Source organism: Pseudoflavonifractor sp. HNCC25GI2, assembly GCF_058136395.1.
Genome location: NZ_JBYUOW010000007.1, coordinates 91,430 through 117,419, shown reverse-complemented (window position 1 = coordinate 117,419; position 25,990 = coordinate 91,430). Strand labels below are relative to the sequence as shown.

The 25,990-nt window shown below is 62.7% G+C and carries 25 protein-coding genes and 1 riboswitch; of the genes, 17 read left to right on the top strand and 8 right to left on the bottom strand.

All coding sequences use genetic code 11. The features are described 5' to 3' along the window. Positions 1–149 precede the first annotated feature (149 nt). Both AC3YUO_RS10165 and AC3YUO_RS10160 read right to left on the bottom strand, forming a co-directional pair. Positions 150–338 carry a hypothetical protein gene (locus tag AC3YUO_RS10165; RefSeq protein WP_489962924.1) on the bottom strand — a complete coding sequence of 63 codons (189 nt, stop codon included), beginning with the start codon at positions 336–338 and terminating at the stop codon, positions 150–152. A gap of 234 nt (positions 339–572) precedes the next feature. Further along, positions 573–983, bottom strand: a complete 411-nt coding sequence (locus tag AC3YUO_RS10160; protein WP_489962923.1) for a helix-turn-helix domain-containing protein — start codon at positions 981–983, stop codon at positions 573–575. Positions 984–1,184: 201 nt separating this feature from the next. On the opposite strand from AC3YUO_RS10160, the gene AC3YUO_RS10155 reads away from it, so the two are divergent. Further along, positions 1,185–1,379 carry a hypothetical protein gene (locus tag AC3YUO_RS10155; protein ID WP_118643511.1) on the top strand — a complete coding sequence of 65 codons (195 nt, stop codon included), beginning with the start codon at positions 1,185–1,187 and terminating at the stop codon, positions 1,377–1,379. Positions 1,380–1,462: 83 nt separating this feature from the next. On the opposite strand, the gene AC3YUO_RS10150 is transcribed toward AC3YUO_RS10155, so the two are convergent. From AC3YUO_RS10150 to AC3YUO_RS10135, 4 genes are all read right to left on the bottom strand, one after another. Next, on the bottom strand, positions 1,463–2,371 hold the full coding sequence (locus AC3YUO_RS10150; RefSeq protein WP_489962922.1) for an RluA family pseudouridine synthase: 909 nt from the start codon (positions 2,369–2,371) through the stop codon (positions 1,463–1,465). Continuing rightward, on the bottom strand, positions 2,346–2,843 hold the full coding sequence (gene lspA, locus AC3YUO_RS10145; protein ID WP_489962921.1) for a signal peptidase II: 498 nt from the start codon (positions 2,841–2,843) through the stop codon (positions 2,346–2,348). The genes AC3YUO_RS10150 and lspA overlap by 26 nt, the downstream gene beginning before the upstream one ends. Positions 2,844–2,971: 128 nt before the next feature. Further along, entirely contained in the window at positions 2,972–3,976 is a 1,005-nt protein-coding gene (locus AC3YUO_RS10140) for an ATP-binding protein (protein WP_489962920.1), read from the bottom strand. 4 nt (positions 3,977–3,980) lie between these two features. Then, a complete protein-coding gene (locus tag AC3YUO_RS10135; RefSeq protein WP_489962919.1) occupies positions 3,981–4,931 on the bottom strand; it encodes a DnaD domain protein in 951 nt (316 codons plus the stop codon). A 261-nt stretch (positions 4,932–5,192) separates the two neighbouring features. On the opposite strand from AC3YUO_RS10135, the gene AC3YUO_RS10130 reads away from it, so the two are divergent. From AC3YUO_RS10130 to AC3YUO_RS10075, 12 genes are all read left to right on the top strand, one after another. Continuing rightward, positions 5,193–5,504: a cell division protein ZapA gene (locus AC3YUO_RS10130; RefSeq protein WP_489962918.1), complete on the top strand. Its 312-nt coding sequence runs from the start codon at positions 5,193–5,195 to the stop codon at positions 5,502–5,504. 55 nt (positions 5,505–5,559) lie between these two features. Beyond that, positions 5,560–7,644 (top strand): U32 family peptidase, encoded by a 2,085-nt coding sequence (locus AC3YUO_RS10125; protein WP_489962917.1) that lies wholly within the window; start codon positions 5,560–5,562, stop codon positions 7,642–7,644. Positions 7,645–7,695: 51 nt separating this feature from the next. Then, complete coding sequence (locus AC3YUO_RS10120) at positions 7,696–8,415, top strand: YczE/YyaS/YitT family protein (protein WP_489962916.1); 720 nt, start codon at positions 7,696–7,698, stop codon at positions 8,413–8,415. A 28-nt stretch (positions 8,416–8,443) separates the two neighbouring features. Beyond that, positions 8,444–8,893 (top strand): dUTP diphosphatase, encoded by a 450-nt coding sequence (dut, locus tag AC3YUO_RS10115; protein ID WP_489962915.1) that lies wholly within the window; start codon positions 8,444–8,446, stop codon positions 8,891–8,893. Positions 8,894–8,916: 23 nt separating this feature from the next. After that, positions 8,917–9,768, top strand: coding sequence for a DUF2262 domain-containing protein (locus AC3YUO_RS10110; RefSeq protein WP_489962914.1), 852 nt, complete (start codon positions 8,917–8,919; stop codon positions 9,766–9,768). 30 nt (positions 9,769–9,798) lie between these two features. Continuing rightward, on the top strand, positions 9,799–10,392 hold the full coding sequence (locus tag AC3YUO_RS10105) for a Maf family protein (protein ID WP_489962913.1): 594 nt from the start codon (positions 9,799–9,801) through the stop codon (positions 10,390–10,392). A 5-nt stretch (positions 10,393–10,397) separates the two neighbouring features. Continuing rightward, a complete protein-coding gene (mreC, locus tag AC3YUO_RS10100) occupies positions 10,398–11,240 on the top strand; it encodes a rod shape-determining protein MreC (RefSeq protein ID WP_489962912.1) in 843 nt (280 codons plus the stop codon). Positions 11,241–11,276: 36 nt separating this feature from the next. Then, positions 11,277–11,789 carry a rod shape-determining protein MreD gene (locus tag AC3YUO_RS10095; RefSeq protein WP_489962911.1) on the top strand — a complete coding sequence of 171 codons (513 nt, stop codon included), beginning with the start codon at positions 11,277–11,279 and terminating at the stop codon, positions 11,787–11,789. 34 nt (positions 11,790–11,823) lie between these two features. After that, positions 11,824–14,163: a penicillin-binding transpeptidase domain-containing protein gene (locus AC3YUO_RS10090; RefSeq protein ID WP_489962910.1), complete on the top strand. Its 2,340-nt coding sequence runs from the start codon at positions 11,824–11,826 to the stop codon at positions 14,161–14,163. Between the two features lie 114 nt (positions 14,164–14,277). Further along, positions 14,278–15,090 carry a P-loop NTPase gene (locus tag AC3YUO_RS10085; RefSeq protein WP_489962909.1) on the top strand — a complete coding sequence of 271 codons (813 nt, stop codon included), beginning with the start codon at positions 14,278–14,280 and terminating at the stop codon, positions 15,088–15,090. Between the two features lie 209 nt (positions 15,091–15,299). Beyond that, positions 15,300–15,416, top strand: a riboswitch (THF riboswitch). Positions 15,417–15,562: 146 nt separating this feature from the next. Then, positions 15,563–16,090 (top strand): folate family ECF transporter S component, encoded by a 528-nt coding sequence (locus AC3YUO_RS10080; RefSeq protein WP_489962908.1) that lies wholly within the window; start codon positions 15,563–15,565, stop codon positions 16,088–16,090. 91 nt (positions 16,091–16,181) lie between these two features. Further along, complete coding sequence (locus tag AC3YUO_RS10075; RefSeq protein ID WP_489962907.1) at positions 16,182–17,321, top strand: aminotransferase class V-fold PLP-dependent enzyme; 1,140 nt, start codon at positions 16,182–16,184, stop codon at positions 17,319–17,321. A gap of 43 nt (positions 17,322–17,364) precedes the next feature. On the opposite strand, the gene AC3YUO_RS10070 is transcribed toward AC3YUO_RS10075, so the two are convergent. Next, positions 17,365–18,306, bottom strand: a complete 942-nt coding sequence (locus AC3YUO_RS10070; protein ID WP_489962906.1) for a nucleoside hydrolase — start codon at positions 18,304–18,306, stop codon at positions 17,365–17,367. Between the two features lie 193 nt (positions 18,307–18,499). After that, complete coding sequence (gene gap / locus AC3YUO_RS10065; RefSeq protein WP_489962905.1) at positions 18,500–19,510, bottom strand: type I glyceraldehyde-3-phosphate dehydrogenase; 1,011 nt, start codon at positions 19,508–19,510, stop codon at positions 18,500–18,502. Between the two features lie 411 nt (positions 19,511–19,921). On the opposite strand from gap, the gene AC3YUO_RS10060 reads away from it, so the two are divergent. The 4 genes from AC3YUO_RS10060 (at position 19,922) to pyrG (ending at position 25,924) form a co-directional block, all read left to right on the top strand. Next, positions 19,922–20,929: a sensor histidine kinase gene (locus AC3YUO_RS10060; protein ID WP_489962904.1), complete on the top strand. Its 1,008-nt coding sequence runs from the start codon at positions 19,922–19,924 to the stop codon at positions 20,927–20,929. A 133-nt stretch (positions 20,930–21,062) separates the two neighbouring features. Further along, positions 21,063–22,550 carry a DUF1846 domain-containing protein gene (locus AC3YUO_RS10055; RefSeq protein WP_489962903.1) on the top strand — a complete coding sequence of 496 codons (1,488 nt, stop codon included), beginning with the start codon at positions 21,063–21,065 and terminating at the stop codon, positions 22,548–22,550. Positions 22,551–22,600: 50 nt separating this feature from the next. After that, complete coding sequence (locus tag AC3YUO_RS10050; protein ID WP_489962902.1) at positions 22,601–24,136, top strand: DUF6056 family protein; 1,536 nt, start codon at positions 22,601–22,603, stop codon at positions 24,134–24,136. A gap of 180 nt (positions 24,137–24,316) precedes the next feature. Continuing rightward, positions 24,317–25,924 carry a CTP synthase gene (gene pyrG, locus AC3YUO_RS10045; RefSeq protein ID WP_489962901.1) on the top strand — a complete coding sequence of 536 codons (1,608 nt, stop codon included), beginning with the start codon at positions 24,317–24,319 and terminating at the stop codon, positions 25,922–25,924. The last annotated feature ends 66 nt before the right edge of the window (positions 25,925–25,990 follow it).

The following is a 25,990-nucleotide window of genomic DNA, read 5'->3' as shown; positions in this document are numbered from 1 at the left end:
CAAAGCCTTTCAAAAAATCACATAAAGTATTTGTACTAACCTGTGGTTATGTATTAAATTTGGGGTTTTGAATAGTAAAAAACACCGTATTTCTACGATGTTTTCTGTCATTCAAATATTCTATTTTATGAATAACAACAAACTGGAATTTACTTATTGTCTTTGTCCTTTTTTACCTTAACATTTACACACAAGTTTGCTGAACAAGTACACAATAAAATGATTGGTAGTGTCTTACTTCCACCAGATAAAAACGCATCTATAATAAGTATAATACACGCAATAATCCCTAAAACAGAACATGCTATTGCTATATCTGTACTCCCTACTTTTTTCATTTTCATATCCTCCGTTAAATTTCCGTTATATTATTCTTGCGGTATAAAATATATTGAATATTTACCCAAGTTGGTAGGTAATGTATGTAATCTGTTTTGTAATTAAAGATATTACTTCCTCACTAATAGGAGAAAACAGGGGTGTAAAGCGGAACTGTTTTTCAAAAAATCTCAAAATTTTTCCGCTTTCTTTGATAGTCTTTTTTGCAATTTAAAAGGACGATTTTTATCGTCCTATAAAAGTATAGCCCTCAGGGAGCAGTAGCAGGACACCGTCACCATGGCCAGAAAGAGCTGCCCGCTCAACAGATAGACCAAGTCTGAGCCCCCCAACAACAGGCTAATCGGCCAGGGAAGAATATAAATTCCTATGAGGAAAAAGGGGAAAATGACCCCCAGCACCGGCCAGAAGGACACCTTTCGGTAACCGGGCCCCTTCTTCCCCGCCCCGCCGTAGAGAAGCCGCTCCGGCTCCACCTCCAGCACCCGGGCCATCTCCCCTAATGTGTCCAGTCCCGGCTGGGACACGCCCCGTTCCCAGGCGGATACGGTCTGTCGGGTGACGTGGAGCGCCTGGGCAAACTGCTCCTGACTGAGCCCCTTCTCCCGGCGCAGATTTTTGATGTTGACGGCAATGGGATTCATAAAGCCCCCTCCTTTTCTGCTCCCATGGTACCATCCCCCCGCCTCTCGGGCAAGCAAATCATATTTGCCTTAACGCTGTCCTCAGATTTTATCTCCATTTTACCTCAATGAGACGGCATTTTCTTTTTCCATGTGCTATGCTGAACATAGCTCACGGGGCCGGCCCCCGCGCCGCTCCCGACCTAGAAGGAGGAACCGCCTATGCTTCCCTGTCAGGGTCAATGTCCCAACTTTCAAACCGGATGCCACAAACAGTGTGCCCACTGGCGGCAGTATCTGGCCCAGCAGCAGAAAGAACGGGAGGCCAAAACCGCCTACCTCCGCTTCTACTTCGACCTGTGCGACACGGTGACCCGTCAGCTCCGGGCCGCCACCGTCCGCTATCCCGCCCGATAAACAGCACTCCGCCCCTCTCCGGCGGTGGTCATAAAAAAGCCCGGCACAGGGAGCGCTCCCCGTGCCGGGCCTCTTCTTTTTTGTTACCGGTCCAGCTGCTTCAGCACCTTCTCAAACCAGTCGGGCAGCGGACACTCCACCTCCACCGGCTCCCCGGTAGAGGGGTGGATAAAGCGCAGCTTCCGGGCGTGGAGGCACTGTCCCGCCAGCCCCGGCCAGGGCTTTTTGCTGCCGTACACCGTGTCCCCCAGGAGGGGATGGCCGATGGAGGCCATGTGTACCCGGATCTGGTGGGTGCGCCCCGTCTCCAGCCGGCACTCCACATGGGTATAGCCTGGATAGCGGGCCAGCACCCGCCAGTGGGTCACCGCCGGGCGGCCGTTCCGGGGCTCAACGGCCATCTTCTTCCGGTCCACCGGGTGGCGGCCGATGGGGGCGTTCACCGTGCCGCTGTCCTCCCGCAGGTTGCCCACCACCACCGCCTCGTAGACCCGGGCCAGGGTGTGGTCCTGGAGCTGGGCGGACAGGGCCAGATGGGCCCGGTCATTTTTGGCCGCAATGATGAGCCCCGAGGTGTCCCGGTCGATGCGGTGGACAATGCCGGGGCGCAGCTCCCCGTTGATTCCGGAGAGTGATTCCCCACAGTGATATAACAGGGCGTTGACCAGCGTCCCGTCCGGATGGCCGGGAGCGGGGTGAACCACCAGCCCCACGGGCTTGTTCACCACAATGACGTCGGCGTCCTCATAGACAATGTCCAGGGGGATGTTCTGGGGAACCACCTCCACCGGCTGGGGGTCGGGGAGGGTGACCTCCACCACATCCCCCGGGGCGGTTTTGGTGTTCTTTTTGGCGGGCTTCCCCCCCAGGGTTACCGCCCCCTCCTCCAGAAGGCGCTGGGCGGCAGACCGGGTGAGATCGGGGAGGCTCCGGGCCAGGAAGGCGTCCAGCCGCTCCCCCGCCTGGTCAGCGGTCAGCGTCTTTGTTTCCATGGTCCCCTCCGTCCTTCCACCCGGGCTCCAGCTTTCCCGCCAGGAACAGGTAGTAGAGGGCGGCGGCGATGCCTCCCACCACCACGCAGATGTCCGCCACGTTGAAGACGGCAAAGTTCATGAACAGGAAGTTGAACATGTCCACCACAAAGCCCCGGAAGGCCCGGTCAATAAGGTTGCCCACCGCCCCCGCCAGCAGCAGGGTGAGGGTCACCCGTCCCAGGGGGTGGCGGAAGAAGCCCTTCCACAGGGCGGCGGCCAGCACCAGGGACATCACCAGGGAAACGAGGGTCAAAAGCCAGGTATGCTGATTGAACAGGGAGAAGGCGGCCCCCGTGTTCTTCACGTAGGTCAGCTCCACCAGGTAGGGAATGAAGGGCACATGGGCCCCCAGGGGAATATAGGTGAGCACCAGGTACTTCACCAGCTGGTCAACGCCCACCAGAACCAGGGCGAGAATGGCATAGGGCATAGATGGTTCCTCCACGGTCGGATGTAGTGTTCCCGGCGGGCAGGGCCCCCGGGCTTTTTTCTCATTGTAACACAGATTCCCCGGGGCAGGAAAGGCTCTCCCCGGGATTTTTCAAGGGGTTCCCGCCCTCACAGGCGGTTTTTCTTCAAGAGGCGGATGTCGTCCCCGAAGAAGTGGAGCACATGGTACTCCCCCTCCAGGCGGGAGGAAATCTGGGGCGAGTAGCGCCGGGCGGCCTCCTCCAGGGTAAGGTTGGAGGAGATGACCGTGTTCCGCCCCGCTACCAGGCGGGTGTTCACCAGCTCATAGAGGGCGGACTGGGTAAACTGGGTGGTGAGCTCGCTGCCCAAATCGTCCAGGATGAGCAGGTCGCAGTTGAGGTACCGGCGGGTCTCGTCCTTGGCCTCCCGGCCGTCGTCGCTGTCCCGCTGGAACTTCCGGGCCTCAAACTGGGCGAAGATGTTGCCCGCCGTGTCGTACACCACGGAGAAGCCGTTCTCCGACACGGTGCGGGCGATGCATGCAGACAGGAAGGTCTTGCCCAGCCCGGGGGCCCCGGACAGAAACAGATTTTTGAAGTAGAAGCGGCCGAATTTCTGGGCGTAGTTCAGGCACACCTCGTACACCAGCTCCATATTCTCCCGGGGGGAGGCGCCCCGCCCGGGCCATGGAGTCTGGCTGTAATAGTCCATACGGAAGGAGTCAAATGACTGCTCCCCCAGGTCCAGCAGCTTGGAGAGCTCCCGGATCTGCTCCTGGGCGCACAGCTTCTGGAGACACTGGCACATCTTGGCTCCCTGCCAGCCCGTGTCCCGGCACAGGGGGCATTCAGGCTTATCGTCCAGGGCGTCCTCGGGAAGCCCCATGGCCCCCAGCAGCACCGCCCGCTCCCGCTGCAGGTCCAGGTTGCGCTCCTTGATGTCCCGCACCGCCTTGGCCGGGTCCTCTCCCTGGCGCAGAGCGGCGGCGACCAGCTGGGACATGGTGCCCTGGAGCTGCTTGTCCAGCCGCTCCAGCCTGGGCTCCTTGGCGTAGACCTCCGCCCGCAGGCGCTCCAGCCGGTCCCCGCGGGCCCGGCGCCGCTCCTCCAGCTGCTCCACCGCCCGGTGCAGCACGTTTGCGTCGTATGCCATGGGCTTATGTTCCCTCCTCCTGCTTCATCCGCTCCAGCATGCGGCGCATGCGGTCCATATCCTCCCGGGCCCGGCGCTCCTCCCCTGCGGGGGCGGGTGCGGGCCGCTGCTGGCCCCCCGCCTGCACCGGCCTGGGGTCCCGGTCCCCCGCCCGGACGGCGGCGGCGGTATGCAGCCCCTTCTCGTGCCAGCGGCGGAGGATGCCGTTCATATAGCTCCAGTCCATGGACTGTTTCTTCAAAACCGTCTTCTCGTAGGCCAGGCGGATGGTCTCGTCGTCGAAGCCCATCTCGTCCCAGGCCGCGATGTAGGTGCGCTCCCGCTCCACCAGGGGGCGCACGGGGATGTCCAGAAGACGCAGGACCTCCCCCTCCCGGCTGCGAAGCCGGGTGAGGCGCTGGATGTGGGCCTCCGCCCGCTCCATGGTGTCGATGCCCCGGCGGGCCCAGGCAAAGCCCTCCCGGCTAATCTGGGACAGGCGGGGCTTGCGCCCGGCGCCGTATTTCCGCTCCATCTCCTCGGTGCACCAGCCCACCAGCATGAGGATGACCTCGGCGGGCAGGGCCAGGTGGTCGTAGAGGGTATAGAGGCTCTTCAAATCGCTGGCCGACAGCCGCTTGCCCAGGCGGTGCTCCACCGCGTCGCACAGGGCGGAGAAGGGGCTCTGCCCGTCCTCCAGGGCGTCGGTGATGTCGGCGGTGGAGTACTCCGGCGGGGGCGTCTCCTGGGGCTCCGGGTCGGGCAGGGCCTCCTCCGCCGGGGCCAGGCCCACCTTCTTCAGGCTCTCCAGGGCGGGGCGCAGCCGCGCCTCCGGCCAGCTGAGCCCCCGCAGGTCCCCCCTGCGCAGCAGGTAAAGGTACAGCAGGGCCGCGTCGCCGCTGTCCAGCTGAATGAGCCGATCCGCCGTCTGGCCCGTCATGGCCAGAAGACTGCCCGGCAGCATGGTCTGGGGCATGGGCCCCGCCTCCTTTCTCAAACGTCAAAATACCACAGTGGGGCTTTGCCCCACTGTGGTATTCTACCGCAAATTTCGTCCCCCGTAAACAGGAAATTCCCCCTGCCTGCTCCCCTCCCCCTTTTGCCGGGAAACCGGCTGGAAAAAGAGAAAAATTCATGGATTATTTATTTTTCAAACGGGGGTGCCTGTGGTATAATGATGAGTAAGTTGGGCTTTTGCGCCCACCCACGACTGACAGAGATAAGGGGAGGAGTTCTGATGAAGAACAAAGTGGTGGTCACCATCGCCGGCCAGGAGTACACCATGGTAGCCGTGGAAGATGAGACCTACGTACATCGATGCGCCGCCCACGTGGACAGCCAGCTTCGGGAGCTGTCCGGCAGCCGCCTGTCCCAGGCGGACGCCGCCGTGCTGACGGCTATGAATATTGCCGACGAATTTTTCAAGGAGCAGGAGGCTTCGGAGAACCTGCGCCGCCAGCTGAAAGAGAGCCTGGAGGAAGCCAGCCGCCTGAAGGCGGAGGTGTCCGAGTGTAAGCGGGAGATCTTCAAGCTGCAGAACCGGAAGTAAGAGAGAGACGGGGCGGCCGCCGCCCCGCTTTCATTCACGCCAGGAGGTCACACCCATGCTGGAGCTTCTCGCCCCCGCCGGCTCCATGGAGTCGGTCACCGCCGCGGTGCAGAACGGCGCCGACGCGGTCTATCTTGGATACGGAGATTTCAACGCCCGCCGCAACGCGAAGAACTTCACGGATGAGGAAGCTGCGGCGGCGGTTTCTTACTGCCATCTGAGAGGGTGCAAGGTCTACCTCACCCTCAACACCCTGCTCACCGACCGGGAGCTGCCCGGCGCGGCCCAGGTGGCCGCCCACGCCAGTGACATCGGCGTGGACGCGGTGCTGGTACAGGACCTGGGCGTGGCCCGGATGGTGCGCCAGACGGCCCCCGACCTGCCCATCCACGCCTCCACCCAGATGAGCGTCCACTCCCTGGACGGGGTGAAGCTGTGCGCCGATCTGGGCATGACCCGGGTGGTGCTCTCCCGGGAGCTCAGCCGGGACCAGATTGCCTATATCTGCCAGAACTCCCCAGTGGAAATTGAGATTTTTGGCCATGGAGCTCTGTGCATGTGCTACTCCGGACAGTGCTTCTTCTCCTCCGTCATCGGCGGTCGGAGCGGCAACCGGGGTCTGTGCGCCCAGCCCTGCCGGCTGAAGTACGGCTGGGGCAACAAGGCCGACAGCTATCCTCTCTCCCTCAAGGACATGTCCCTGGCCGGCCACCTCAAGGAGGTGGAGGAGATGGGGGTCAAGTGCATCAAGCTGGAGGGCCGGATGAAGCGGCCGGAGTATGTAGCCATCGTCACCGGGGTCTACTCCCGGGCCATCCGGGAGGGCCGGGAGCCCACGGCGGAGGAGCTCACCGCCCTGGAGCAGGCCTTCTCCCGCCAGGGCTTTACCGACGGCTACTTCCTGGGCCACAAGGGCCCGGACATGTTCGGGATACGCCAGGAGGAGAAGGAGCCCCGGGAGCTCTTTGCCCAGGCCCGAGCCACCTACGAAAACGGGGAGCACCGGAAGGAGCCGGTGCGCTTCTACGCCCTCATTGAGCCGGGCCAGCCCGCCCAGGTGGCCGCTCAGGACAAGGAGGGCCACGTGGCCCAGGCGGAGGGCCCGGTGCCCGAGGAGGCAAGGAACGTCCCCCTCACCCGGGAGAAGGTGGAGGGCCAGCTCCAGCGCACCGGGGGCACCCCCTATGTGTGCGAGAAGGCCCTGGCCCGGGTATCCGACGGCCTGTCCCTCCCCCTGTCCGCCCTCAACGGTCTGCGGCGGCAGGTGCTGGACGACCTGTCCGCCCAGCGGGTGGCTCTGCCCCAGCGGCGCAAGGAGCCCTTCCGCCCCGGCGTGCGGTATGAAAACCAGGAGGAGCCCCCTCGGATTACCGTCTCCCTCAGTCGCTTGGACCAGCTCAGCGGCGAGCTGCTGGCCCGCAAGCCCGCTCTCATCTATCTCCCCGCCCAGGAGGCGGCGGAGAATCCCCAGGCCCTGGAGCGCTGCCAGCAGGCCGGCGTGCCTGTGGCCGCCCTGCTGCCCCGGATCTGCTCCGACGGAGAGACCCAGGCCCTGGAGGACGCCCTGGTGACCCTGCGCCGCCTGGGTGTGGAAGAGGCCCTGGCCGGCACCCTGGGGGTGGCCCGGCGGGCCATGGGGCTGGGCTTCCGGGTGCGGTCCGACTTCGGCATCGGGGTCTACAACAGCCAGAGCCTGAAGGAATTGAAGCGCCTGGGCTTTGTGGCCGCCACCGCCTCCTTCGAGCTGAAGCTGGCCCAGATCCGGGACCTGTCCAAGGCCATTCCCCTGGAGTTTGTGGCCTACGGACGGCTGCCCCTGATGATTACCGAAAACTGCATCATCTATAACCGTTCCGGCCAGCACACCTGCACCGGCGTCAACCAGCTGGTGGACCGGAAGGGAGAGCGCTTCCCCGTGGTAAAGGCCTGGGGCTGCCGCAACGAGATTCTGAACAGCAAAAAGCTCTTCCTGGCCGACAAGTGGAACGACTGGCAGCGGGCCGGCCTGTGGGCCGGACGGCTCCACTTCACCACCGAAAACGCCTCGGAGTGCGTCCAGGTGATGGACCGCTACCTGGGCCGGGGCTCCTACCAACCCAATGAGTACACCCGGGGTCTTTACTACCGGGATGTGGAATAAGGTTCCCCACAGATACAAAACAGTTCAACTGAAATCGGGAGGTCGTTTTCCATGCACTGCACCCCTCCCCTGGTCCGGCTGCTCCGGGACCGGGGTAAGCGCTCGCTTCTGGCCGCCTTCGGTCTGGCGGTTTACGGTTTCGGCACCTATCTGCAGATTCAGGCCAACATCGGCCTGTCCCCCTGGAACGCTCTGAGCCAGGGTCTGGCCAACCACACCGGCTGGACCTTCGGCAATGCCTCCATTCTCATCTCCCTGCTGGTCATCGGCCTGGACCTGCTGCTGCGGGAGCCCATCGGCCTGGGCACCATTCTGGATGCCCTGGTGGTGGGCTGGGCCACCGACTTCTTTTTGTGGACCGGATGGGTCCCCATGTCCGACTCCCTGCCGGTGCAGCTGGTGCTCATGTTGGTGGGTCTGGTCATTATGTTTATCGGCGCCTACTTCTACATGAAGCAGGGACTGTCCTGCGGACCCCGGGACGCCATGCTGGTGGCCCTGGGCAAACGCATCCCCCGGTTCTCCATCGGCCTTATCAACATCGCCCTGCTGGCCGCTGTGCTGGTGGCCAGCATCCTGATGGGGGTTCCCCCGGGACTGGGCACCGTCATCACCATTCTGGGCAACGGCATCATCATGGACCTGGTGTTCAAGTGCCTGCGCTTTGAGCCCCGCTCGGTGGAGCACGAGAACCTGTTCGAAACCTGGCGGGCCGTGCGCGCCGCCGCAAAGGAGTCCGGAGAACCGGCCCAGCCGGCCTCTCCCTCCTGATTCTATAAAACACTGCGAGGAACCAAGTATGGAACTGAAAATCAAAGCCCTCTCCCCCAAAATCGGCCGGGAGATTCCCGCTCCCTTTTACGCCACCCCCGGCTCCGCCGCCATGGACCTCCACGCCTGTGTGGACGAGGCGGTGACCATCCCCGCCGGGGGGCGGGCCGTCATCCCCACCGGACTTGCCATCGCCCTGCCCTCGGCCGACTTCGTGGCCCTGGTCTTTGCCCGCAGCGGCCTGGGCATCAAGCACGGCGTGGCCCCCGCCAACTGCGTGGGCGTCATTGACAGCGACTACCGGGGTGAGGTGATGGTGGGCCTCCAGAACTCGGGCAAGGAGGACTACACCGTAAGCCCCGGCGACCGCATCGCCCAACTGATGATCACCCCCGTGGTCCAGGCCCAGGTCCGTCTGGTGGACGAACTGGACGAGACGGAGCGGGGTGCGGGGGGCTTCGGCTCCACCGGCCAGTAAGCCCATCCAAGGAGGAACACGCCATGTTCAAGCTGTTTGGAAAGAAGCAGGAACCCCAGGAGGAGGTCCGGGAGGCCGCCCTCTCCCGTCACCCCAAGGCTGCCGCTCTGGGCGCCCAGTTCTGGCAGGAGGAATTCGACATTCTGGCCATCACCGGGGCCAACGGCTTCGGCGGCGGCGAGGAGGACGAAGGGGAGGAGTACCGCACCGTCACCTTGCCTCTCACCGCCTGGCGGGAGGATGCCGGCCCCATCCACCGGGAGGACACCGGTCTGGTGGCCCTGGCGGATGACAAGCTGCTCACCTATCTGCGCCGTCTGGCCCCGCCCGACTCCATCATCCAGGCCCGGGTACGCCAGGGCATGGGGGACAACCGCTTTTTGCTGGTGGGCCTGCCCGGTCCGGTGATGGACCCGGAGCTGAAGGCCATTCTGGACGAGCAGACCCAGGAGGTCAGCCTGTATGTGGCCGACCTGGGCACCTTTGTGCTCAACCGCACGGTAAACTGGTTCCAGGCCGACGTGGACTGGCAGGGCCAGTCCATCCAGCTGGTGTACGACCAAGGGCCAGAGGAGGAGATGGCAAAGGCTCAGGAGACCGCCCGGGCCCTCATGTCCGCCCAGGGCGACTGGGACGGGCGGGTGCGGTCTTATGCCGCAGAGCAGCTGCCCCTCCAGAACCAGGAATTGGAGGAGGGAATGCGGTCGCTTTCCCTGGAGGAGCTGGCCGGACGGCTGGAGCCGGAATCCGTCCAGGTCTGGGCCGACGGCTCCTTTGAATTCTGGTTCCACGACGCTGACTACCAGTGGGAGCACGACCTGCGGGTCCGCGGCACCCTGGAGGGCGGCCCCAACTGCGTGCAGCTGGAGGGCTGAGCCCCATATTTCACACAAAGAGGTGTTTCCATGGCCATCATTCTCGCCTCCCAGTCGCCCCGACGCCGGGAGCTGCTGGGCCAGATGGGCCTGACTCAATTTATCATCCGTCCCGCCCTGGGGGAGGAGCGGACCGATCCCGGTCTCACTCCCGCTCAGCTGGTGGAGGCGCTCTCCCGCCAGAAGGCGGAGGAGGTGGCCGGACGTTCGGACCCCGGGGACCTTATCATCGCCGCCGACACGGTGGTGGCCATTGACGGGACCGTTCTGGGCAAGCCCCGGGACGAAGCCCAGGCCAGGGAGATGCTCTCCCTGCTCTCCGGTCGGAGCCACACCGTATACACCGGCGTGACCGTGCGCCGGGACGGAGAGGTCCTCACCCAGCATGAGGCCACCCACGTCCGTTTCCGCCCCCTGTCCCCGGCGGAAATTGACACCTATGTCCGCACCGGCGAGCCCATGGACAAGGCCGGCTCCTATGGCATCCAGGGCCTTGGGGCTCTGCTGGTGGAGGGCATTGAAGGGGACTACTGCAATGTGGTGGGCCTGCCGGTGTGCCGGCTGGGCCGGATGCTGCTGAAATTCGGGGTGGACGCCCTGGCCGGGTCCCCGAGGGAGGAGTAAGCCAGGTGAAAAACTTTCTGCGTCAAAACGGAATATGGCTTTTGGCCATCGCCCTGCTGCTGTCTCTGGTCATTACCCTGAGCTCCGTACTGCTGGGCGGCAGCGCCAATCCCCTGGCCAATGTGGTGCAGGCGGTCACCTCCCCCATCCGGGGCGGCATCTCCGCGGTGCTGGACTGGGCGGACGGTGTGTCCACCTACGTCTTCCGCTACGGGGAGATGCAGCAGGAGCTGGAGGATCTGCGCCTGCAGGTGTCCCAGCTGGAGGAGCAGGTCCGCCAGGGCGAGGAGGACAGCCGGGAAAACGAGCAGCTGCGGGATCTTCTGAAACTGCAGCAGCAGCGGCAGGACTTTGTCTTTGAAAACGCCAAGGTCACCGCCCGCTCCAACTCCAACTGGGAGTCCACCCTCACCCTGAGCAAGGGCTCCGCCGCCGGCATCGCCGCGGGCAACTGCGTCATCACCGAGACGGGCGTACTGGTGGGTGTGGTGTCCGAGGTGGGCACCAACTGGTGCACCGTCTCCACCGTTATCAACACCGACATTGAAATGGGCGGCATCGTCACCCGCACCTACTCCGCCGGCGTGCTGGAGGGCGACTTCTCCCTTATGAGCCAGGGCAAGCTGAAGCTCAACTACCTGCCCGAGGGGGCCCAGTTGGTCTCCGGAGACGAGGTGCTCACCTCCGGCAAGGGGGACGTGTACCCCTCCGGTCTGGTGGTGGGCCAGGTGGAGGGCGTGTTTACCGACCCCTCCGGCATGACCCGCTACGCCGTGGTCACCCCCGACGTGGATCTCAGCTCCCTCATTGAAGTGTTTGTCATTAAGGATTTTGACATTGTGGAATAACCGCCCCACCCCAGTTTTCCGAGAGGAGGTCCTCCCTTGACCCGACGGGACCTGATGCACAAATGGCTGATCTACACCCTGGGCCTGGTGCCCATCTGGCTGCTGGACGCCTATATTCTCCCCCGCTTTCCTCTGTTTGGCACCACCCCCATTCTGCTGCCGGTGGCGGTGGTGGCGGTGGCCGTCCTGGAGGGCGCCCACGCCGGAGCCGGCTTCGGCATGGGCGTGGGCCTTCTGTGGGCGCTGGCCTACCCCGGCGGGTACGGCAGCCGGGTGTTCCTCCTGTCCCTCATGGGCATGGCCTCCGGCGCCCTGTGCCAGTACGCATTGAGCCAGTCCCTGGCCGGGTGCATGCTGTGCGCCGCCGGTGTGGTGGCCCTGCTGGATCTCCAGCAGATTTTCCGCCTTCTGCTGGCCGATCTGGCGGATTTGCCCGCTCTTTTGCAGGTAGCCGCCCCCGAATGGCTGCTGACCATGCTCTGGACTCCGGTCATCTACGTTATTTTCCGGGCCATTTTCCGCCGCGTGGGCGGAACCAAGCTGGCCTGACTCCCATTTCCCCTGGCAAGGAGGTGTCCCTTTCATGGACCCCAAACAATTTTCCCGACGTCTGTGCGCGATAGTGGTGCTTCTGGCCCTGATCCTCACCGGAATGGGCTCCGCCCTCTACGATCTGCAGATCAACAACGGCGAGGACTACTACCGCCAATCCCAATATAAAATTGCCGAGACAGAGACGGTGGAGGCCGCCCGGGGCCAGATTCTGGACCGGAACGGCCGGGTGCTGGTCTCCAACGAGGTGGTCTATCAGGTCACCCTGGACCCCGACCTTCTGCAAAAGAGCCCCGACCCGGAGGATACCCGCACCCCGGAGCAGTACCGCAATGACACCCTCTCCACTCTGCTGGCTATCTGCCGGGAGGCCGGTGTGACATGGACGGACACTCTGCCCATCTCCCAGACCCAGCCCTTCACCTTCACCACAGAGCAGCCCTACTACACCACCTCCACCGACGAGGAGGGGAACACCATCCAATCGCTCACCCAGCTGGGCAAGCTGGCGGTGAAGATGGGGTGGATTTCCGACCCCACGGCCCAGCCGGAGGAAGAGGAGGAACCTCAGGAGGAGCCTGCCGCCAAGGAGCCGGGGTTGTGGGACAAAATCAAAGCCTTCCTCACCGGCAGCGATCCCACCCCTGAGACCACTCCCTCCACCGCCAAGGACAACACGCCCCCCACCTACCTCACAGCGGAGGAGCTTCTGGGAAAAATGTGTGAGAGCTTCTCCATTCAAGGCGAGGGGGCCGTGGACCGGAAGGAGGCCGAAAAGACCGGCGAGACGGTGCCCACTCTGAACATCGGCGACATGGACCCCCTGGAGGCCCGCGCCCTGGCCGGCGTAATGTACGAGGTTACCCTGCGTTCCCAGGAAATCACCTGGAATTCCTATATTTTTGCCGAGGATGTGGACATCGACTTCATCTCCCGCGTGAAGGAGAAGAGCCTTAACGGTGTGGTCATTGAGGCGGCCACCGTCCGTCAGTATCACACCGACTACGCCGCCCACATTCTGGGCCGGGTGGGTCCCATCTATCAGGAGGAATGGGACTACTACAAAAACCTGGACGAGGACGGCGACGGCAAGTCCGACTACCAGATGGACGACACCGTGGGCAAGGAGGGCGTGGAGCTGGCCTTCGAGTCCTACCTGCGGGGCACCTCCGGGGAGCGCATTGTGGAGCGCAACACCAGCGGCAAGGTGGTCTCCGAGGCCTGGCAGAGCGAGCCCCAGCCCGGAGACAACGTGGTGCTCACCATCGACATCGACCTTCAGAAGAAGGTGGAGGACACCCTGGCCGAGTCCCTGCCCAACCTGGAAAGTAAGGAAGTGGAAGGTGCCGCCTGCGTGGTGCTGGATGTGGACAGCGGCGACGTGCTGGCCTCCGCCTCCTACCCCACCTACTCCCTGGCCAATTTCTCCCAGGACTGGGCGGAAAACTCCTCCAATCCTCTCAACCCCCTGGTGAACCGTGCCCTCAACGGCCTCTACCCCCCCGGCTCCACCTTTAAAATGATCACTGCCATCGCCGCTCTGGAGACCGGCATCATCACCCCGGACACCAAGATCCGGGACGAGGGTATCTACACCTACTGGTCCAGCCCCCAGCCCAAGTGCTGGTACTACCGCCAGTACGGCCAGAAGCACGGCCTTATCGACGTTTCCGAGGCCATCGAGGTCTCCTGCAACTACTTCTTCTACGACGTGGGCCGCCGGGTGGGCATCGACACTCTGGTGGACTACGCCACCCGCTTCGGCCTGGGCCAGAAGACGGGCATTGAACTGCCGGAAAAGGTGGGCGGCGTGGGCAGCCCCGAGCGGTCCGAGGCCCTGGGCCAGAAGTGGTACGAGGGCAACATCCTCAACGTGGCCATCGGCCAGGACAACACCCAGGTCACCCCCATCCAGCTGGCCAACTATATCGCCACCTTGGTCAACGGCGGCACCCGCTACTCCACCCACCTGCTCAAGGAGGTCAAATCCAACGACTTCTCTCAGATTCTCTACACCTACGAGCCGGAGGCGGTGGCCACCATTGAGATTCAGGACGAAAACCTGAACGCGGTGAAGGCGGGCATGCTGGCTCTGACCACCGAGGGCTCGGTGGCTAAGTACTTCCAGGACCTCCCGGTCCAGGTGGGCGCCAAGACGGGCTCCGCCCAGGTCAGTGCCCAGACCGAGTCCAACGCCGTCTTCGTCTGCTTCGCCCCCTATGATGACCCGGAAATCGCCATGGCCATCGCCGTGGAGCACGGCGGCAGCGGTTCTGAGCTGGGCGCCATGGCGGCGGAGATCTTTTCCTACTACTTCTCCGTTCAGGAGGGGCGGGAGGACATCCCCACTGAAAATACCCTGGTGCGCTGAATTTGTCCCCCGCGCAGGGAAAGTCCTTGACGGAGCGGGGAAAAACCGCTACACTCATAGTTTGGTAAGAAGATCCCGGTTTTTCCGGGAATGAATAAAGGAGATGCCTGTTTCATGTCTGAAAGCTGCACCCACAACTGTTCCAGCTGCAGTGCTGACTGTTCCTCCCGGGACATGCGCGTCCCGGCCAATGCCAAGTCCTCCATCACCCGGGTCATTGCCGTGGTCAGCGGCAAGGGCGGCGTAGGCAAGAGCACCGTCACCGCCTCTCTGGCGGTGGCCATGGCCCGCAAGGGCCGCAAGGTGGCCATTCTGGACGCCGACATCACCGGTCCCTCCATCCCCACCGCCTTCGGCATCCATGAGAAGGCCACCGGCACCGACGAGGGCATTGACCCCGCCGTCACCGCTGGCGGCATCAAGCTCATGTCCCTGAACCTGCTCACCGCCAACGAGACCGACCCCGTCATCTGGCGCGGCCCCGTCATCGCCGGCGTGGTCACCCAGTTCTGGCAGGACGTGGTGTGGGGCGACGTGGACTACATGTTCGTGGATATGCCTCCGGGAACGGGCGACGTGCCCCTCACCGTGTTCCAGTCCCTGCCGGTGGACGGTGTCATTGTGGTCACCTCTCCCCAGGACCTGGTGTCCATGATCGTCACCAAGGCGGTGAACATGGCCCGGATGATGAACATCCCCGTGCTGGGTCTGGTGGAGAATTACAGCTACTTCCAGTGCCCCGACTGCGGCAGCCGCCACTCCATCTTCGGCGAGAGCCACCTGGACGAGGTGGCCGCCCAGCTGGAGACCCCGGTGCTGGCCCGTCTGCCCATCGACCCCAGCCTGGCCGCCGCCTTCGACGCCGGCAAGCTGGAGCAGGTGGAGCACAACTATCTGGAGGAAGTGGCCAGCCGTCTGGACGGCTGAGCCCCCTGTCAAACCCCGCTTACAAGCAAAAAAGACGGCCTCGAAAGAGGCCGCCTTTTTTTGTGCAGAAAAACCCCCGCCTTACCCTTATTTCCGCAGGTGCAGCCTCCCTTCCGATTTAATTCCTGCGTTTTTTCTCCGTCCCTCTTGTAATTTTTCAGCGGTATGATATAATGTAGCCGATTTCGGGCCGGAGCCCTGAAATCACTAGCAGAGTAGGACCTTGTGCGTATCATACCCATTGGTATCCAGTGCCCGCCGAACGGGGAGTTGACGGTGGGACGAATAGCTTTGAGCTAGCGATACAAGGTTCGCATCCCATTGCTACATAACAAGAATTTGCCGCTTGACGCCTCTTTTTATGTAGCTGCGCTTACATAAAAGGGAGGTTTTTTTATGCCTGTCGTTTGGTAGCGCTTATTCCCCGTTTCTTCCCCGCAATCATTCAAATTTTTATTCGGAGGGTACATTTATGAGCGTCACCACCAAAAAAGTTGCCATGATGGGCATGCTGCTGGCTGCCCAGGTCGTGGCCGGCATGTTCTTTTCCATCAAGCTGCCCCTGGTCACCATCGGCTTTATTTTCCTGCCCCTGTCCATTACCGGCATGCTCTACGGCCCCCTGTGGGGCGCCGCCGCCGGTGTGATGGGCGACTTCCTCATCGCCGCCCTGGGCCCCTACGGCTACTATCCCCCCATGGCCACCACCGCCTTCCTCAGCGGCCTCATCTACGGCCTGTTCCTCTACCGCAAGCCCATCACCATCCCCCGCGTGACCCTGTGCGTCATCACCGAGTCCCTGCTGTGCAGCGTGCTGCTCCAGACCTACTGGCTGACCATGCTGATGAATAAGGCCTATCTGGTGCTGCTGCCCACCCGCCTGTTCCAGAATGTTCTGGTGGCTCCGGTGAGCATCATCTGCATCTGCCTGGTGGCCCCCCGGGTGCTGGCCGTGGCCGGAAAGCTCTTCGGCGCCACCCCCAGCCTGGCCGGCAAATAAGCTTTGTTCCCCCTTCGGCCCGTTCCGTGCCCCGGCATGGGACGGGCCGTTTTTTATTCACCTTGCCCGCGGGCAGAAAGAAGGTTTTTCTATGGCACTGGACACATTCCGCAGCCACTTTTCCCAGACCACCGAGAAGGGCATCTTTTTTGACAACGCCTCCATGGGCCCGGTGGCCCCGGAGGTCACTGCGGCCATGAACGCCTGCATGGAGCTGCGGCAGGCCATGCCCATGAAGTACTACCGCTACGCCGCCGAGCTCTTCCCCGCCTGTCAGGCGCTTCTGGCCCGGCTCATCGGCAGCCGGCCGGAGGAAATCGCTTTTACGGAAAATGTGGCCTACGGCATCAACTCCGCCGCCAATTCCCTGCCCCTCCAGGCGGGGGACAACGTCATTCTGTGTGACCGGGAGTTTGCCTCCAATGTCTACCCCTGGCTGCGGCTGCAGAAAGCCAAGGGGGTGGAGGCCCGGATTATCCCCAACGACGGGGGCGGTCTGACGGTGGACCGGCTGGAGCAGTACGCCGATGCCCGCACCCGGGCGGTAACGGTGAGCAGCGTGGAATTTTCCGACGGCTTTGCCACCGACCTGGAGGCCATCGGCAGCTGGTGTCAGGCCCACGGGGCCTACCTCATTGTGGACTGTGCCCAGTCCCTGGGCGTCATGCCCATGGATGTGAAGCGCTTCCACATCGACTTTCTGGCCGGCCTGGCCTCCAAGTGGCTGCTGGGCCCCTTCTCCACCGGCTTCCTCTATGTCCGGGAGGAGCTGGCCCGGGAGCTGGAGCCCCCCTTCGCTGGGGCGGACAGCGTAAAAATTGACGTGGACTCGGTAGACTACTGCCTGGACTGGCGGGAGGGCGCCGCCCGGTTCGAGCTGGGTCTGCCCAACGCCCCGGGCATCGCCGGACTCCACGCCTCCCTGCAGCTGATGGACCAGGTGGGCTTTGAGGCCATCCGCCGGGAGGCCTGGCAGGTGAGCGGCTACCTCATTGACGGGCTGAAAAAGCTGGGCGCCGACCTGGCCCCCTGTGTCCTCCGGGATGACACCCGCTCCACCATTGTCTCCTTCTCCACCCCCGACCCCCAGCAGACCTACCAGTACCTGCGGGGCCGGGACATCGCCTGTTCCCTGCGCTGCGGCCTCATCCGCATGGGCATTCACGGCTACAACACCACCCAGGAGGCCGACCAGGTGCTGGAGGTTCTCCGCCCCCATCTGGCCCGCTGAAACCAGCAAGCGGCCCTGTCCAAGAAGGACAGGGCCGCTTTTTTTATTTCTTTTCGCAGCTCTGGAACAGGTCCACAAACCACCGCCAGAACCGCCCCAGGTCAATATCTTCGGCGCACCACACATTCTTTTCCTTGTCCGGGCATACATCCCGGAAGTCCGCCACTGTCATGCCCCGGGTGATGGTGCCCTCCGTCTCCACATCCATGTAGTACTTCTTAAAGGTAAGCACCGAGGGGTTCACCAGCGCACAGAAGGCCACCACGTCGTGGAGGTTGGCCTCGTCATAGCCCCACTCCTTGTTCCGCCGCAGGCAGAAGTCGATGACCTGGGAAGCCAGCTGGGCCTCGGGGGTCTCCACCCGCTCCACTGCCTCCTTAACCCACATGGGCACTGCCGTCTTCAGGGTGACGTCCAGGCCCACCATGGCCACGTCCAGACCGGAGCGGAAGACAATCTGCATGGCCTCCGGGTCGGCGTAGGCGTTGAACTCCGAGGCCTGGGTGGTGTTGCCCCCCACCAGGCACCCGCCCATGAGGTATACCTTTTTGATAAGCCCCACCAGGTCGGGGTAGCGCTGGAGGGCCGTGGCCAGGTTGGTCTGGGGGGCGGTGCCGATGTAAATGAGCTCCCCGGCACAGTCCACCGCGATGTCGTGAAGGAGCTGGGCGGCGTCCTTCTCACAGAAGGGACGGGCAGAGGCGGGAATCACCACGTCGCCGAAGCCGGTGGCCCCGTGGGAGACGGAGCACTGCAGCTCCCGCTTCAGGGGCCGGTCCGCCCCCTTGGCCACGGGGATATCGGTGTGCCCCAGCAGGTCCACAATGTTCAGGGTGTTGGAGGCAGTGGCGGACAGGGGGACATTCCCCGCCACGGCGGTGATGGCTTTGATGTCCAGCTGGTCCCGGCTCATCAGGGCGCAGATGATGGCAATGGCGTCATCCGTTCCGGTATCCACGTCCATCACCACAGGTATTTTTTTCATAGGCTTCTCCTCCCCAGGTCGTTTTCTCAGGCCGGAGGGACCGGCCTGCTGTGGTCTATGGTTTTATAGTACCCCGCCCGGCCCGGCTGCGCAAGTCTTCCCCGCTATTTTCTCTCGCCTCCCGCACAAAAAAAGCGCTCCCGCGGCAGATTGCCGCAGGAGCGCGTTTCCTTGTTCTGTGTGACCGGGTAAATTACTTGTGGTCGACAGAGTACATGTGCTTGATCAGCTCCAGAACCTTGTTGGAGTAGCCGATCTCGTTGTCGTACCAGGACACGACCTTCACGAAGGTGTCGGTCAGAGCGATGCCGGCGTCGGCGTCGAAGATGGAGGTGCGGGTGTCGCCCAGGAAGTCGGAGGACACAACGGCCTCGTCGGTGTAGCCCAGGATGCCCTTCAGCTCGCCCTCGGAGGCGGCCTTCATGGCGGCGCAGATCTCCTCGTACTTGGCGGGCTTCTCCAGGTTGACGGTCAGGTCAACGACGGACACGTCCAGGGTGGGAACACGCATGGACATACCGGTCAGCTTGCCGTTCAGGGAGGGGATAACCTTGCCCACGGCCTTGGCGGCGCCGGTGGAGGAGGGGATGATGTTGCCGGTAGCAGCACGGCCGCCGCGCCAATCCTTCAGGGAAGGACCGTCAACGGTCTTCTGGGTAGCGGTAACGGAGTGCACGGTGGTCATCAGGCCGTCCTTGATGCCCCAGTTGTCGTTCAGAACCTTGGCGATGGGGGCCAGGCAGTTGGTGGTGCAGGAGGCGTTGGAGACGAAGTTCATGTCGGTGGTGTACTTATCCAGGTTGACGCCGCAGACGAACATGGGGGTGTCATCCTTGGAGGGAGCGGACATGATAACCTTCTTGGCGCCGGCGTCCAGGTGGCCCTGAGCCTTCTCCTTGGTCAGGAACAGGCCGGTGGACTCCACAACGTACTCAGCACCCAGCTTGCCCCAGGGCAGGTCGGCGGGGTTACGCTCGGCGGAGACAGGGATCTCCTTGCCGTTGACCACGATGGCGTTCTCGGTGTAGCTGACCTCGGCCTCGCACTTGCCGTGCATGGTATCATACTTCAGCATGTAAGCCAGGTAGTCGGCGGGGCACAGATCGTTGATGCCGACAATCTCGATCTCGGGATGATTCAGGCTGGCGCGGAACACCATACGGCCGATACGGCCAAAGCCATTGATGCCAACTTTGATGCTCATGTTGAATTACTCCTTTTCACAATAATCAAGTATTCCTGTGTCTTGATTGGGTTCAGTCTGTATTATACCCCGTTTTAATCCATTTTCATAGTGACTTTTTTTCCAGAATTCATCAATTTTTTCGTGCAAAATTAGCCATACCGCAAAGGAAGCCTGGGCTTATCCCCTTTTCTGTCCTGATTTTTCCCCTTAAGGGCAGTTTTATTCCCCCCTTCCTTCCCGATTCCCCTCCCGTTTCCCTGACATTTTTCCCGTTCATGCGGTGCTTTCTCCGTTTTTTCGCTTGTTGACGACAGCAAACTTTGCTATACTGTTTTCCAGATGAGTTTCCGTACATTTCGTACATGCTATCCATAGAAAAACAAAACCACTGTCGCCGCGCCGGACCTCTGCCCGGCAGGAAGGAAGCTTATGTCTGAACCGATGATCACACTGCTGGACCGCCTCTCCGAGGCCGCCGTTTTGATTCAAAATGGGACCGTCGCCGGTGCCAGTCCCATGGCCCGCCACTATCTGCCCCAGCTGCAGACCGGCGGGCCCGTCCCCGACTGTCTGCCCCAGTCCGCGCTGCAGGGCGGCGGTCTCTTCTCCGTGGGGACCAGCACCTTTTCCTATACCAACACCCCGCTGGAGCAGGGTCAGCTCCTCATCTTCCGCCCCGCCGCCCAGACCGCCATCACCGACGTGCAGCTGGACGGGGCGGTGCGGCAGCTGCGGCAGTTTATGGGGGAGTTTCTGATGGAGACGGACGCCGAAACCACCAGCGCTCCCTTCCGCAAGACCTTTTACCGCATGCTGCGCCTGCTGAAAAATCTGGAGTATCTCCACCAGGATGACCCCTCCGTTCCTGCCGGCACCCTGGACTTTGCCGGGCTGTGCCGCCAGACGGTGGAGGAGGCCGCGCCGCTGCTTCTCCAGGGCGGAATCGAGCTGGACTACGCCTGCCCCGACGCCTCCCTGCTCATCCCCGGTGACTCAAACCTTTTACGGCACATGGTGCTGGAGCTCATTGCCAACTCCGCCCGGGCCGTGGGTCAGGGCCAGATTCACCTGCGCCTGCGGGCCCAGGGCGGGCGCGTCCTGCTCACCCTGTCTGACAGCGGCGACCACCCCTCCCAGCGGCAGCTGGCCTCCCTGCTCCAGCAGGACTCCGACCAGAACATCCCCGCCGCCGGCGCGGGCGCCGGACTGGGGCTGTCCGTGGTACGCCGGGTAGTGGCCCTCCACCGGGGCACCATGCTGGTGGAGTGGGGCGACGGCGCCCCCGTCACCCTCATCTCTCTGCCCACCGGACCGCTCAATCCCCGGGCCACGGTCTTTACCCCCAACCTGCAGCGGGACGGAGGCCTGTCCCCCCTGCTCACCGCCCTGGCCGATGTACTGCCCGTCAGCGTCTTCGAGCTGGCTGAACTGGATTGACCGGGAAGATTCTTCCTCCATAACTCTTGACGGGAATGGTGGGGAAGAGTAGAATACGTTGGTGATTTTTTTGGCAGCGCCCCGCGTTTCCCTCCGCAGCGCTGCCTTCTATCTTGTTTCGGGAGGTTTTATCATGTCTCAAATCGGCTTTGACAACGAGAAATATCTGCACATGCAGTCCCAGCACATCCGCGACCGCATCGCCCAGTTCGGCGGCAAGCTGTATCTGGAGTTCGGCGGCAAGCTCTTTGATGACTACCACGCCTCCCGGGTGCTGCCCGGCTTCGAGCCGGACAGCAAGATCCGCATGCTGGAGCAGCTGCGGGACAAGGCGGAGATCATCATTGCCATCAACGCCGGAGACATCGAGAAGAATAAGGTCCGGGGCGATCTGGGCATCACCTATGACAGCGATGTGCTGCGCCTCATCGACATCTTCCGGGGCCGCGGGCTCTATGTGGGCAGCGTGGTGGTCACCCGCTACACCGGCCAGCCCGCCGCCGACGCCTTCCAGAAGCGGCTGGAGGCCCTGGGCGTGAAGGTCTACCGCCACTACCCCATTGAGGGCTACCCCCACAACATCGCCAAGATCGTCTCCGACGAGGGCTACGGCAAGAACGACTATATTGAGACCTCCCACCCCCTGGTGGTGGTCACCGCCCCCGGCCCGGGCAGCGGCAAGATGGCCACCTGCCTCTCCCAGCTCTACCACGAGCACAAGCGGGGCATTGTGGCCGGCTATGCCAAGTTTGAGACCTTCCCCATCTGGAACCTGCCCCTCAAGCACCCGGTGAACCTGGCCTATGAGGCGGCCACCGCCGATCTGGACGATGTGAACATGATTGACCCCTTCCATCTCCAGGCCTACGGCGAGACCACCGTCAACTACAACCGGGACGTGGAGGTCTTCCCCGTGCTGGCCGCCATGTTTGAGGAGATCACCGGCTCCTGCCCCTACAAGTCCCCCACCGACATGGGGGTCAATATGGCGGGCAACTGCATCACCGATGACGAGGCCTGCCAGGCTGCCGCCCGCCAGGAGATTGTCCGGCGGTACTACGACGCCCTGTGCGAGCGCCGCCAGGGCAAGGGCAGCGACTGCGCGGTGTATAAGCTGGAGCTTCTTATGCAGCAGGCGGGCATCACCACGGACATCCGTCCCGTGGTGGCCGAGGCCAACCGTCTGGCCGAGGAGACCGGCGAGCCCGCCATGGCCATTGAGCTGGCCGACGGCTCCATTGTCACCGGCAAGACCTCCGAGCTCATGGGCTGCTCCGCCGCCGCCCTGCTCAACGCCCTGAAAAAGCTCTCCGGCGCCGGCGGACACGGCGTTCACCTCATCGCCCAGAGCGCCATCGAGCCCATCCAGACCGTCAAGGTCCAGTACTTAGGCTCCGCAAACCCCCGTCTGCACTCGGACGAGGTGCTCATCGCCCTGGCCTCCTCCGCCAACCTGGAGCCCAAGGCCGCCGAGGCCCTGAAGGTGCTGGCTCAGCTGAAAGGCTGCCAGGCCCACTGCTCGGTCATCCTCTCCCCCGCCGACGAGGTCACCTACCGTAAGCTGGGCCTGCAGCTCACCTGCGAGCCCCAGTACCAGAGCAACAACCTCTACCATCGGTGAGCCGTATCTCCCGGTTTTGTCCCCCCATCCTATAAAGAAGGGATTGCACGATGTCAAAACAGACCGCCCTGCGCCGGGCCGTGCTGGCCGGCATGCTGCTTTTTGACCTATATATTGCCTGGACGGTATTTTACAGCCCCCTGGACGACTGGCAGTGGAGCATGGATGTGGGGCTTTGGTGGTTGACGACCGGCGTACTCAACGGCCGGTACATGGGCAACCTCTTCGCCGTCATCATGAGCCGTTCCCCCCTGCTCAAGACCCTGATCATGGGCATTTGCATGTTTGCCCTGCCCTATTTTGTAGCCCGTCTGGCTGCCCGGGGCCGCCGGGAGCGGATTCTCCCTCTGTTTGTGGCCTGCAACGCCGGGATCCTGCTGATGCCCTCGGTGATGTGGCGGGAGACCTACTTCTGGGTGGCCGGCTTCGGCAACTTTGTGGTGCCCACGGTGTTCTTCCTGCTCCTGCTTCTGCTGCTGCGCCGGCTGGACAAAACCCGGACCCACCTGGGGCGGTGGAGCATCCTTCTCTTTTTCTACCTGCTCTTTTTGGGGCTCTTTCTGGAAAACTTCACGGCACTCTTTGCCGGGGCCTGCTTTTTGATGGTACTGCTCTCCCTGCGGGACAGGCCCTTCCTTGTGCCCTCTCTGGCCATGCTGGCCGGCTCCCTGCTGGCCGCCTTCTTCATGTTCTCCAACGGCATCTTTGTGGATCTGGCCGAGACAGGGGAGGCAGTGCAGGGCTACCGACAGCTGTCCTTCTCCCTGGAGGACGGACTGCTGGCCCTGGCCTACAACATCGTGCGCCAGTATGTGGGAGAGCTGCTGCCCCGGGCCTTCATTCTCGGGCCCCATCTGGCCTGGCCCATGGCCGTCATTACCTTCTTTGGCTTCTGGCGCAGCCGGTTCCGTCCCGCTTGTGTTCTGGCCCTTTTCCCGGTCATTCACAATCTGGTGATTCTCTGGACCGGTGTGACCATCTCCCGGCCGGGCTGGATTGCCAGCTGCATCTCCTGGTCCCTTCCCCTGCTGGCCCTGCTGGTCCAACAGGAGAAAAAGACGCTGAAATTCCGGCGGCTGCTCCTCTTCCTGGCCGCCCCGCTGTCCCTGCTCCCCCTGTCCGTCACCTCCTCCCTGGTCCACCGCCACTTCTTCCTGCCCATGGTGCTGCTTATCCTGCTGGCCGTGGACGAGGCCCAGGACATTCTCTGCAGCAGATGGGGCTGGACGGTGCCGTCGGCACTGCTGGTAGGCCTGATGCTGCGGTGGGGTATTCCCTGCTGGACCGTCGCCGGCTGCACCCAGCTGCGGGAGGAAATCATCGCCGAAGCCCGGGAGACCGGTGCTGATACCATCGTCCTTCCCACCGACCGTTACCAGTACAGCATCTGGTCCGCCCGGGACCCCTGGGATGTGGAAAAATCTCATTATTTCTGCCAGATTTATGGCTTTTCCGATGACATTACTCTGGTTATCCTCCCCGGCGGCACTTACGAGAGCTGGCCGGACATTTCCCAGGAACAGTGGGACAACCGCCGCGAGATGAATCCGTCTCCCGACTTCATCCCCTTCCTGCCAATTCCATAATCTGAGCGCAATGGGGCGCCCCCGGGAGAAGGATCTCCCAGGGGCGCCCGTCTCTTTTTGGACCCGGCAAGATCTTTCTTGACGGCTTCCTATCTTCCACGTACAATAGCCCGGTGTTTTTTTCGGGGCTTGTACCCATACTATACCCAACCATCACAGTTATAACGGAGGGATTAAATTATGGCAGTAAAGTACATTTTTGTCACCGGCGGCGTCGTATCCGGCCTGGGCAAGGGCATTACAGCGGCCTCTCTGGGACGTCTGCTGAAGCAGCGTGGCCTGCGGGTGAAGGTTCAGAAGCTGGACCCCTACCTCAACGTGGACCCGGGCACCATGAGCCCCTACCAGCACGGCGAGGTGTTCGTCACCGACGACGGAGCGGAGACCGACCTGGACCTCGGCCACTACGAGCGGTTTATTGACGAAAATCTCACCATCAATTCCTCCGTCTCCTCCGGCAAGGTGTACTGGAACGTCCTCAACCGGGAGCGCCGGGGCGACTACCTGGGCGGCACCGTCCAGATTATCCCCCACATCACCGACGAGATTAAGCGCTGCATTTACTCCCTGGACACCCCGGACACCGACGTGGCCATTGTGGAGATCGGCGGCACGGTGGGCGACATCGAGTCCCAGCCCTTCCTGGAGTCCATCCGCCAGGTGGCCGCCGAGCGGGGCCGCCAGAACGTGATGTTCGTCCACGTCTCCCTCATTGTGGCCATTCCCGGCACCGGCGAGCTGAAGAGCAAGCCCACCCAGCACTCCGCCAAGGAGCTTTTGAGCCTGGGCATCCAACCCGACGTCATCATCTGCCGCAGCGACTACCCGGTGCCCAAGGATATTCTGGAGAAAATCTCCCTGTTCTGCAACATTCCGGTGGAAAACGCCATTCCCAACCTCACCGCCGACCTGCTCTACGAGGTGCCCCTGATGCTGGAGCGGGAGGGACTGGCCGACGTGGTGGTCCGCCGTCTGGGTCTCATCTGCCACATGCCCGACCTCACCGAGTGGGCCACCATGGTCCACCGGGCCAAGCACCCCAAGGGCGAGGTAGAGATCGCCCTGGTGGGCAAGTACGTGGCCCTCCATGACGCCTATCTGTCGGTGGCCGAGGCCCTCACCCACGGCGGCATTGAGAACGAGGTAAAGGTTCACATCCGCTGGGTGGACTCCGAGCAGGTCACCGATGAAAACGCCGCCCAGCTGCTGGCGGGGGCGGACGGTATCCTGGTGCCCGGCGGCTTCGGCGACCGGGGCATCGAGGGCAAGATTTCCGCCGTGCGCTATGCCCGGGAGCAGAAGGTCCCCTTCCTGGGCATCTGTCTGGGCATGCAGATGGCGGTCATTGAGTTTGCCCGCCACGTGTGCGGCATGGCCGACGCCCACTCCAGCGAGCTCAGCAAGTCCACCACCCACCCGGTCATCGACCTGATGCCCGACCAGCGTGGGGTCACCGCCAAGGGCGGCACCATGCGTCTGGGGGCCTACCCCTGCCACATCACCGGGGAGGACACCTTTGCCTACCGGGCCTACGGCCAGGAGGAGATCAGCGAGCGTCACCGCCACCGCTACGAGTTCAACAACGACTACCGTCAGGCTCTCACCCAGGCTGGCCTGGTGCTCTCCGGTCTCAGTCCCGATGGGCGGCTGGTGGAGATGGTGGAGCTTCCCAACCACCCCTGGTTTGTGGGCGTCCAGTTCCACCCGGAACTGAAAAGCCGTCCCAACAAGGCCCACCCCCTGTTCCGGGAGTTCATTGCCGCGGCCAAGGTCTATCGTTCCAAGTAATTGCCCCGCCTCAGGCGGTACCCATAGAAAAACGCCCGGCCCTCTTTTCAGAGGGCCGGGCGTTTT

Excerpts from the sequence above, each read along its gene's own strand:
- AC3YUO_RS10165 (WP_489962924.1), bottom strand. The coding sequence starts at position 338 with ATGAAAAAAGTAGGGAGTACAGATATAGCAATAGCATGTTCTGTTTTA.
- AC3YUO_RS10160 (WP_489962923.1), bottom strand. The coding sequence starts at position 983 with ATGAATCCCATTGCCGTCAACATCAAAAATCTGCGCCGGGAGAAGGGG.
- AC3YUO_RS10155 (WP_118643511.1), top strand. The coding sequence starts at position 1,185 with ATGCTTCCCTGTCAGGGTCAATGTCCCAACTTTCAAACCGGATGCCAC.
- AC3YUO_RS10150 (WP_489962922.1), bottom strand. The coding sequence starts at position 2,371 with ATGGAAACAAAGACGCTGACCGCTGACCAGGCGGGGGAGCGGCTGGAC.
- lspA (WP_489962921.1), bottom strand. The coding sequence starts at position 2,843 with ATGCCCTATGCCATTCTCGCCCTGGTTCTGGTGGGCGTTGACCAGCTG.
- AC3YUO_RS10140 (WP_489962920.1), bottom strand. The coding sequence starts at position 3,976 with ATGGCATACGACGCAAACGTGCTGCACCGGGCGGTGGAGCAGCTGGAG.
- AC3YUO_RS10135 (WP_489962919.1), bottom strand. The coding sequence starts at position 4,931 with ATGCCCCAGACCATGCTGCCGGGCAGTCTTCTGGCCATGACGGGCCAG.
- AC3YUO_RS10130 (WP_489962918.1), top strand. The coding sequence starts at position 5,193 with ATGAAGAACAAAGTGGTGGTCACCATCGCCGGCCAGGAGTACACCATG.
- AC3YUO_RS10125 (WP_489962917.1), top strand. The coding sequence starts at position 5,560 with ATGCTGGAGCTTCTCGCCCCCGCCGGCTCCATGGAGTCGGTCACCGCC.
- AC3YUO_RS10120 (WP_489962916.1), top strand. The coding sequence starts at position 7,696 with ATGCACTGCACCCCTCCCCTGGTCCGGCTGCTCCGGGACCGGGGTAAG.
- dut (WP_489962915.1), top strand. The coding sequence starts at position 8,444 with ATGGAACTGAAAATCAAAGCCCTCTCCCCCAAAATCGGCCGGGAGATT.
- AC3YUO_RS10110 (WP_489962914.1), top strand. The coding sequence starts at position 8,917 with ATGTTCAAGCTGTTTGGAAAGAAGCAGGAACCCCAGGAGGAGGTCCGG.
- AC3YUO_RS10105 (WP_489962913.1), top strand. The coding sequence starts at position 9,799 with ATGGCCATCATTCTCGCCTCCCAGTCGCCCCGACGCCGGGAGCTGCTG.
- AC3YUO_RS10090 (WP_489962910.1), top strand. The coding sequence starts at position 11,824 with ATGGACCCCAAACAATTTTCCCGACGTCTGTGCGCGATAGTGGTGCTT.
- AC3YUO_RS10085 (WP_489962909.1), top strand. The coding sequence starts at position 14,278 with ATGTCTGAAAGCTGCACCCACAACTGTTCCAGCTGCAGTGCTGACTGT.
- AC3YUO_RS10080 (WP_489962908.1), top strand. The coding sequence starts at position 15,563 with ATGAGCGTCACCACCAAAAAAGTTGCCATGATGGGCATGCTGCTGGCT.
- AC3YUO_RS10075 (WP_489962907.1), top strand. The coding sequence starts at position 16,182 with ATGGCACTGGACACATTCCGCAGCCACTTTTCCCAGACCACCGAGAAG.
- AC3YUO_RS10070 (WP_489962906.1), bottom strand. The coding sequence starts at position 18,306 with ATGAAAAAAATACCTGTGGTGATGGACGTGGATACCGGAACGGATGAC.
- gap (WP_489962905.1), bottom strand. The coding sequence starts at position 19,510 with ATGAGCATCAAAGTTGGCATCAATGGCTTTGGCCGTATCGGCCGTATG.
- AC3YUO_RS10060 (WP_489962904.1), top strand. The coding sequence starts at position 19,922 with ATGTCTGAACCGATGATCACACTGCTGGACCGCCTCTCCGAGGCCGCC.
- AC3YUO_RS10055 (WP_489962903.1), top strand. The coding sequence starts at position 21,063 with ATGTCTCAAATCGGCTTTGACAACGAGAAATATCTGCACATGCAGTCC.
- AC3YUO_RS10050 (WP_489962902.1), top strand. The coding sequence starts at position 22,601 with ATGTCAAAACAGACCGCCCTGCGCCGGGCCGTGCTGGCCGGCATGCTG.
- pyrG (WP_489962901.1), top strand. The coding sequence starts at position 24,317 with ATGGCAGTAAAGTACATTTTTGTCACCGGCGGCGTCGTATCCGGCCTG.